This window comes from uncultured Abyssibacter sp., from assembly GCF_964000955.1.
Lineage (GTDB): Bacteria > Pseudomonadota > Gammaproteobacteria > Nevskiales > OUC007 > Abyssibacter.
In genome coordinates, this window is sequence record NZ_CAXFCL010000111.1 from 1 (window position 1) to 8,141 (window position 8,141).

Here is an 8,141-nt window from a genome sequence, read left to right on the forward strand (position 1 = left end):
AGGCAGCTGGTGTTGAAGATGTTCAGACCCTTGTTTTCCATCGCCCCCATGTTGAAGGCGGCGGCGGCGACGATCAGATAGCGATCCAGATCGTATTCGCGTCCGTAGTGCAGCTCGTCCCAGCGCATGGACTCGATCAGCGACTCCAGCGCAAATTCCAGACGCTTGCCCTGCCCCTTGTCGGCGTAGAGTTCCAGCGACACCCGGCGACCGGATGCGGTCGTGTAATCGCCGTGCAGCTCCTCGAACTCGCCGGCGACCAGCGCGAACAGGTAGCAGGGCTTGGGATAGGGATCGTCCCAGGTGGCCTGATGCCGGCCGTCGTCCAGATCGTCGGTGGCCACGCAGTTTCCGTTGGACAGCAGCGTCGGATAGCGCTCGCGGTCCGCCTCGATGGTCACGCGAAACCGTGACAGGACATCGGGACGATCCGGGTAATACGTGATCCGGCGGAACCCCGTGGCCTCGCACTGCGTGACCAGATACGGGCCGCAACGGTAAAGGCCTTCCAGCGCGGTGTTCTGTTCCGGACGAATGCGCACGCGGGTGCGTAGCGTGCATTCGTCGGGCAATCCGTTGACCACCAGACCGCTGTCACCCACCTCGTGATCCGGCCATGGCTGACCGTCAACGGCAAGATCCAGCAGCATCAGATCATCGCCGTCCAGCGTCAGCGGCTGTTGCGCGCCGGCGTCATTGCGGCGCAGCGACAGCTCCGCCGTGACCAGGGTCTCGCCATCACGGATGTCGAAATGCAGCTCGGTGCGCTCAACAAGGAACGCAGGCGCGGTGTAGTCGCGCAGATATTTGACTTGGGTGTTGGTGTTTCGCATGTGACCTGGGGAGTGGTCGAATGGCGGACGCGGCCTTGAGGCACGCGTCCTTGCAGCTACCGCTGACGGAGGATGACGGACCCGGCCGAATACCCGGCACCGAAGGCGCAGAGCACCGCAACGTCGCCGGCGGCCAGTCCGGCCTTGTGTTTGTGGAACGCAATCACCGAGCCGGCCGAACTGGTGTTGGCGTACTCGTCCAGCACCACGGGGGCTTCTTCCTCGCTGGGGTCGCGGCCCAGCAAGCGCTTGCTGATCAGCTGGTTCATGTTCAGGTTGGCCTGATGCAGCCAGAAGCGACGCACGGCGGACGGCTCCAGACCGTTGTCGGCCAGATGCTCGCTGATCAGCGTCACCACCATCGGCACCACATCCTTGAAGACCTTGCGGCCCTCCTGGATGAACAGACGGTCATCGTCGGATCGCTGAGGGGTTTCCGATCGGTTCAGAAAACCCGCATTGTTCCGGATGTTGTTGGAGAACTGCGTCTTCAGACGCGTTCCGAGCACCTCGAAACCACCGTCGGAGGCGTCCTCCGCACGTTCCAGCACCACCGCGGTACAGGCGTCGCCGAAAATGAAATGGCTGTCACGGTCGCGGAAATTCAGATGCCCGGAACAGATCTCCGGATTGACCATGACCACGCAATTGGCATTACCGGATGACAATGCATCGACACCGGCCTGGATGCCGAACGCAGCCGACGCGCAGGCCACGTTCATGTCGTAGGCGTAGCCGTTGCAGCCCAGGTACTGCTGGACCTCGACGGCCACTGCCGGGTAGGACCGCTGCATGTTCGACGCCGCGCAGAGCACCGCATCCACGTCGGAGGGCTTGCGTCCGGCCTCTTCCAGCGCCTGCGTCGCGGCGGCGATCGCCATCTCGCACATCTGCGACGGCTCGTCGTTGCCCCGCATGGGCAGCTGCGGATGCATGATCTCCGGATCGAGAATGCCGTGCTTGTCCAGCACATGCCGGCTGCGAATGCCGGATGCCTTGAGAATGAACTCGGCATCGGACATCGGCTTGGGTTCCAGCCGGCCTGCCTCGATGTCCTCGGCGTGGTCGGCGTTGTAGCGAGTGGCCCAGGCGTTGAAGCACTCAACCAGTTCTTCGTTGCTGATCGACTCGGGCGGCGTGAACAGCCCCGTCCCGGAGATGACGATTTGGCTCATGTCGGGTTCCGACGAATTTGAGAGAAAGTCTATCTGATCAAGGGCCTGGGCGCGGCGTTTTCACGGTCGATCATGCCCGCATTCAGCAAAGCGCGTTCAACGACGTAACGGGCCACGGGCTCACGGCGGACACTGAGGTGTGACCCGTTGTACCAGACCGGGGCCTCCAGCCCCCAGTGCCGGGCGAGTCGGGCGACCTGCGCCGGTGGCACGAGCTGGTCGGCCAGCGCGCCGAACACCGCGCAACGATCAGGCCGGATCATCACCGCCCGTGCCAGCGGCGATAGCGGGTGCATGACCCGGCGCAGCATCGCATCGGTCACGCCCAGCGATTCCATCGAGCGACGTGGCAGCACCGGAAAATGTCGCCACAGCACGTCCACCGCGTCGGCCAGCGGAATGCCGGCGATCACGCAGTCCAGTTCAGCCTCGAAAGTGGCCAGCAGCGAGGCGTTGTAACCACCGAGGCTGTAACCCAGCACCGCGATCTGCTCGGCGCCCTGCGCCTGCTGCAGCCAGCGGACGCTGGCACGCAGATCGAACAGCGCCTGGGTCTGCGCGTGCACCAGATCGAGAAATTCGCCGCCCAGGTAGCCGTCACCGCTCCGGCGGCCGATACGGCGCGGGCCATGCAACGGCAGCACCGGCATCAACACATTGAGCCCCAGACCGTGATGCAGCCACTCGGGCGAAAACAGCGACAGGTCGATGGCCGGCACACCCATCCGGTAGCCATGTATCGCGATCAGCCAGGGCCGTCCCGGATCATCATGGCGCAACATCCACGCGTCCATGTGGCGCGTGGACGCATGCCCCAGATAGCGCGCGGCGCCCGGGAGCTCCGGATGCGGCTCGAAGGCGCTGGTCCAGCGCAAATGGGTGAATGCCTGCCCGAACACCTCGCGTTGACGCGGCGACACGTCGTCAGGACAGGCTGGCGCGACGTGAAACTGTGCCGGGTTCGTCACCCAGCCCCGGGCGCTCATCAGCGCGTCGGCCTCCCGCATCTCCCGCGCGATGCGGGAGGCGTTATGCGGCCCCGGAATCTCGGCGGTGGAGACGAAATAACCGAGCAAGGCGTTATCCAGCGCCACTTTCGCCGCCAGTTGCGTAGTCCCCGCCGGCCGCGGAATGCCCGCCTCGTCCGGCTGCTCGACAATCGCCAACCAGCCGGAGGTCACGAACATCGCGACCGCCAGCGCCAGCATCAGCCAGCCACCCCAGCCGGCCGCGTACCCGGCGATCAGCAGCGCCACCACCCCGACGATGGCGAGCGCCGCCATCATCTGATGTGGCTTGGGATCACCGGGATGCAGCCAGGCCATGATCGACGCGGCCACCAGCGCCAGCCCGACCGGCACCAGCAGCACCGCGCCCCAGAGCGACGCATGACTGGCCAGCCACAACCAGGCCAGCGCCGCGGCCACGGCGGGAAGGGCTCGCCACTGGCGCGCGCGATGAATCAGCACCTGGTCCACGGCCCGCTCAGCCCGGTGAGAACAATTGAATCGCCAAGCCCAGCGAGCCAAGCCAGAGCACCAGGCCAGCCCAATGCCAGGCGCGCTTCCTGTGCTGTCCGATCACGGCGATCACACCACCGGCCGTGGTCACCGTGAAGATCAGCGTGGTCATCACCAGAAAGCCCAGTTCGTCGGCAAGCTGAGGCTCCCGATCCAGGTAGAGCACGTAGATCAGACAAACGACGGCCAATACCGTCGCCAGCACGGCGCCCAACGCCATGACGGCGCAGTTGAGATAGAACAGGTAGCGCATCAGCGTTTTTTGGGCGGAGTCCGACGAACCGTGCGGGTGGCGCCGACGACTCGACGCGCGATCTTGGGTTGCAGCAGCGCGACACGGACCAGCGTGGTCGCCAGCGTCTGCATGATCTTGTCACGGTAGCGAAACACGCTGCCGATCAGCTTCATCTCGCGCTCGCGCATGACCACCAGCTCGTCCTCCGGCTGCTCCCCGTAGCGCACGGTGAAGCTCATCCGGATGTCCAGCCGTTCGGGATTGCGTTGTGGCTTGGTTCGCGCCATGACAGATTGATTAGACTGCATCAGCGCAAAAGATTCGAGCCATGAGTGTCACGCCGGACCCCGCACAGCGCCTTGTCGTCTTCGCCCACGGGATGGAAAGCGGGCCGTGGGGCACGAAAATCCAGGCGCTCGCAGCGGTCGCGGCACGCCTTGGGTTTGCCGTCGACAGCCCGGACTACAGCCACACGATGGACCCGCATGCGCGCGTCCGGCAGTTGCAGGCGCTCGCGCCTCAGTCCGCCTGTCTGGTGCTGGCCGGCTCGTCGATGGGTGGCTATGTCAGCGCGCAGAGCTGCTCCGCGCTGCGACCGGAGGGACTGTTCCTGCTCGCGCCCGCGCTCTACTACCCCGGCTTTGACGAGGAGCCGCGCGACATTCCCGCCATCTCCACGGTCATCCACGGCTGGCAGGACACGGTGATTCCACCTGCCTCCGCGATCCGCTTCGCGCAGACCCACCAGGCCGAGTTGCACATGCTGGAAGACGAACACCGGCTGATCGAGTCGCTGCCGCTGATCGAGCTACTGTTCGAACGATTTCTCGTCCGCGTGGGCGAATGTCGCGCTACGTCGGACTAACCGCCACGAAGCCCTCGGCGAATTCCGGCGGCATGCGCCGCGGTCGTCCGGTGGTGAGGTCCACGCAGGCCCACTGGGTCGTGCCTCGCAACACGGTCACCCCGTCCGCCGCACGGACGATCTGGTAGGCGCGATCCATGGTCACCCGACCCGGGTTGTCGGTGATCCACGTCGCGACGTGCAGTTCGTCGCCGACAAAGGTCGGGCGCAGATAATCCAGCGTGTGGCGACGCGCGACAAAACAGGCATTGATCCGCTGATACAGATCCCAGTCGAGCCCGAGGTGTACCGAGTGCGCCCAGGCGACCGATTCCAGCCAGCCGAGATAAACCACGTTGTTCGTGTGGCCGAGACGGTCGATGTCGCTGTCCGCCACGGTGCGTACCTCGGTATACGGCGCCGGCACGTCGAAGGCGATGGTGGTGAATGTGTCGGGATGGTTCATGCGTTTCAGTATAGAACGCCGTTCCGATCACTCGGTTGAGGACGGCAACACCGCCCGCTATAATTAGGACCGATTAAGTCCTCTTTCATTTCGCACCAGCGATACGCCGAGGTTCGCAGTCAATGCTCCGACTCGCCAAACTTACTGACTACGGCACGGTCATCATGACCACGCTGGCGCAGAGCAAGACGCGTCGCAGCGCGACGGATCTCGCCTCGTCGGCCAGCCTGCCGCTGGATGCCGCGCGCAAGGTGCTCAAGGACCTGGCGCGTGCCGGGCTGGTTCAATCCGAGCGCGGCGCCCACGGCGGCTACGCGCTGGCGCGGCCGGCAACGGACATCTCGGTCACGCAGATCATCGAGGCCCTGGAAGGCCCGATTGCACTGACCGAATGCTCGATTCACGACCATCGCTGCGAGATCGAGCAATCCTGCGGCGCACGCAGCAACTGGCATCTGATCAACCGCGCGGTGCGCATGGCGCTGGATCAGGTCTCGCTGGCCGATCTCGCGGTGCCCGGCTCCGGCCGCATCGCCGCCCTGGCCCGCCGCTTCGCCCCGCCCCACGCCGTCAGTATCCCGGCGGATTCGATTCAACGCATGACGCAAGCTTAATATGGCTACCAGCACAGAAGAACTTCGCGACTGGATCAAGACCCGCAAGTACGAGGCGGGCTTCGTCACCGATCTGGAGTCGGACACGCTACCGCCCGGACTGGACGAGGAGATCATCCGCTTCATCTCGGCCAAGAAGAATGAACCGGAATGGCTGCTGGAATGGCGCCTGAACGCCTACAAGGTCTGGCAGGACCGGCACGAGCCGCAGTGGGCCCATCTTCAGATTCCGGACATCGACTACAAGGCGATCTCCTACTACTCCGCGCCGAAGTCGATGGCGGACATGCCCAAGTCGCTGGACGAGGTCGATCCGAAGCTGCTGGAAACCTACGAAAAGCTCGGTATCCCGCTGGAAGAACAGAAGCGCCTGGCGGGCGTGGCCATGGACTACGTGTTCGACAGCGTGTCCGTGCACACGACGTTCCGCGAAAAGCTCGCTGACGCCGGCGTGGTCTTCTGCTCCATTTCGGAGGCGGTTCAGACGCACCCCGAACTGGTTCGCAAGTATCTGGGAACGGTCGTGCCCGCGCGCGACAACTTCTTCGCCGGGCTCAACTCCGCCGTGTTCACCGATGGCAGCTTCGTCTACATCCCCAAGGGCGTGAAGTGCCCGATGGAGCTGTCGACCTACTTCCGCATCAACGAGATGAACACCGGCCAGTTCGAACGCACGCTGATCATCGCCGACGAAGGCAGCGAGGTGTCCTATCTGGAAGGCTGCACGGCGCCGCAACGGGACGAGAACCAGCTCCATGCGGCGGTCGTCGAACTGATCGCGCTGGACAACGCCAAGATCAAGTACTCGACCGTGCAGAACTGGTACCCGGGCGACGAAGACGGACGGGGCGGCATCTACAATTTCGTCACCAAGCGCGGTGACTGCCGCGGCCGCAACTCGCACATCGCCTGGACGCAGGTCGAGACCGGTTCCGCCATCACCTGGAAATACCCCTCCTGCGTGCTGCGCGGGGACAACTCGATTGGCGAGTTCTACTCGGTGGCGGTGACCAACAACCACCAGCAGGCCGACACCGGCACCAAGATGATCCATCTGGGCAGGAACACACGCTCGACCATCGTCTCCAAGGGCATCGCGGCCGGCCAGTCGGACCAGTCATACCGCGGCCTCGTCCGGGTCAGCCCCAAGGCCGAGGGCGCGCGCAACCACACCCAGTGCGATTCGCTGCTGATCGGCCCGAAATGCGGCGCGCATACCTTCCCCTACTCCGAGGTGCGGCACCCGTCGGCCATTCTCGAACACGAGGCCACGACGTCCCGGATCGGTGAGGATCAGCTGTTCTACTGCCGATCCCGCGGCATGTCCGAGGAGGATGCCGTGTCGATGATCGTCAACGGTTTCTGCAAGGACGTGTTCCGCGAACTGCCGATGGAGTTCGCCGTCGAGGCCGGCAAGTTGCTCGCCGTGTCGCTCGAAGGCGCCGTCGGGTAGTCCCCATTTCCAAGATCAAGTCATGACAACCATGCTCGAAATCAAGAATCTGCACGCCAGCGTCGACGACAAGGCCATTCTCAACGGCATCGACCTGACCATTGGCGCCGGAGAGGTGCACGCGGTCATGGGCCCGAATGGCTCCGGCAAGTCCACGCTGGGCGGCGTGCTGTCCGGTCGTCCCGGCTACACCATCACCGACGGGTCCGTGACGTTCAACGGCCAGGACCTGCTGGACATGGAACCCGAGGAGCGCGCGGTCGCCGGGTTGTTCCTGGGCTTCCAGTATCCGGTCGAGATTCCGGGTGTTTCCAACGCCTACTTCATGAAGGCGGCGGTCAACGCATGGCGCGCGGCCCGGGGTGAACCGGAAATCGACGCAATGGGCTTTCTCTCCGACATCCGCAAGGCGATGGAGGCGATGGAGCTTCCGACGGACATGATCCACCGCGGCGTCAACGAAGGGTTCTCCGGCGGTGAGAAGAAGCGCAACGAGATCGTTCAGATGCTGCTGCTCAAACCAGCGCTGGCGATCCTCGATGAAACCGACTCGGGCCTGGATATCGATGCACTGAAGCTGGTCAGCCAGGGCATCAATGCCCTGCGCTCGGCCGAGCGCTCGTTCGTCCTGATCACTCACTACCAGCGTCTGCTCGACTACGTGAAGCCGGACCATGTGCATGTGCTGGCGGGCGGCCGCATCGTGCGATCCGGGGACGAGGAACTCGCGCGCGAACTGGAAGCGCGCGGCTACGGCTGGGTCACCGGCGAGGCGGCATGAACTCCAACTCCGTCGCCATGGATACGCTGGAGAACGTCTTCGAATCGGGGGCGTGGCCCAGCCGCGAGCGCGACTGGCGCGCGCAGGCACTGGCCAAGCTGCAGCATGACGGCTTCCCCACCAAACGCCAGGAAGCCTGGAAGTACACCGACCTCTCCGACCTGGGGGAGACGCCCTGGACCGCGGCCATCATCAGCGAGGACGCCGTCCCCGATGTCGC

10 protein-coding genes and 1 pseudogene are annotated in these 8,141 nt (G+C 64.5%); 5 read left to right on the forward strand and 6 right to left on the reverse strand.

The annotated features are described in order from the left end of the window. From ABNS06_RS05105 to ABNS06_RS05125, 5 genes are all read right to left on the reverse strand, one after another. The coding region (locus tag ABNS06_RS05105; protein ID WP_348672985.1) for a M1 family aminopeptidase at nt 1-833 on the reverse strand (833 nt) is incomplete at its 3' end. 56 nt (nt 834-889) lie between these two features. Then, nucleotides 890-2,008, reverse strand: coding sequence for a beta-ketoacyl-ACP synthase III (locus tag ABNS06_RS05110; protein WP_348672986.1), 1,119 nt, complete (start codon nt 2,006-2,008; stop codon nt 890-892). Nucleotides 2,009-2,037: 29 nt separating this feature from the next. Then, nucleotides 2,038-3,486 (reverse strand): prolyl oligopeptidase family serine peptidase, encoded by a 1,449-nt coding sequence (locus ABNS06_RS05115; RefSeq protein ID WP_348672987.1) that lies wholly within the window; start codon nt 3,484-3,486, stop codon nt 2,038-2,040. Between the two features lie 7 nt (nt 3,487-3,493). Next, nucleotides 3,494-3,781 carry a hypothetical protein gene (locus ABNS06_RS05120; protein ID WP_348672988.1) on the reverse strand — a complete coding sequence of 96 codons (288 nt, stop codon included), beginning with the start codon at nt 3,779-3,781 and terminating at the stop codon, nt 3,494-3,496. Next, a complete protein-coding gene (locus ABNS06_RS05125; protein WP_348672990.1) occupies nt 3,781-4,050 on the reverse strand; it encodes a hypothetical protein in 270 nt (89 codons plus the stop codon). Before ABNS06_RS05125 ends, ABNS06_RS05120 begins: the two co-directional genes overlap by 1 nt. Before the next feature lie 41 nt (nt 4,051-4,091). Between ABNS06_RS05125 and ABNS06_RS05130 the strand changes: the two genes are divergently transcribed. Next, nucleotides 4,092-4,628, forward strand: coding sequence for an alpha/beta fold hydrolase (locus ABNS06_RS05130; RefSeq protein ID WP_348672991.1), 537 nt, complete (start codon nt 4,092-4,094; stop codon nt 4,626-4,628). Here the strand turns inward: ABNS06_RS05130 and ABNS06_RS05135 are convergent. Beyond that, nucleotides 4,615-5,073 carry a thioesterase family protein gene (locus ABNS06_RS05135; RefSeq protein ID WP_348672993.1) on the reverse strand — a complete coding sequence of 153 codons (459 nt, stop codon included), beginning with the start codon at nt 5,071-5,073 and terminating at the stop codon, nt 4,615-4,617. The genes ABNS06_RS05130 and ABNS06_RS05135 overlap by 14 nt on opposite strands. A 122-nt stretch (nt 5,074-5,195) precedes the next feature. Here ABNS06_RS05135 and ABNS06_RS05140 point away from each other — a divergent pair, with 122 nt between their 5' ends. The 4 genes and pseudogenes from ABNS06_RS05140 to ABNS06_RS05155 form a co-directional block, all read left to right on the forward strand. Then, complete coding sequence (locus ABNS06_RS05140) at nt 5,196-5,687, forward strand: SUF system Fe-S cluster assembly regulator (protein ID WP_348672994.1); 492 nt, start codon at nt 5,196-5,198, stop codon at nt 5,685-5,687. A gap of 1 nt (nt 5,688) precedes the next feature. Beyond that, nucleotides 5,689-7,140, forward strand: coding sequence for a Fe-S cluster assembly protein SufB (sufB, locus tag ABNS06_RS05145; RefSeq protein WP_348672996.1), 1,452 nt, complete (start codon nt 5,689-5,691; stop codon nt 7,138-7,140). 31 nt (nt 7,141-7,171) lie between these two features. Continuing rightward, entirely contained in the window at nt 7,172-7,921 is a 750-nt protein-coding gene (gene sufC / locus ABNS06_RS05150) for a Fe-S cluster assembly ATPase SufC (RefSeq protein ID WP_348672997.1), read from the forward strand. Then, nucleotides 7,918-8,141, forward strand: a pseudogene (locus ABNS06_RS05155) (hypothetical protein); the annotation flags it as partial. The gene sufC and the pseudogene ABNS06_RS05155, both read left to right, overlap by 4 nt.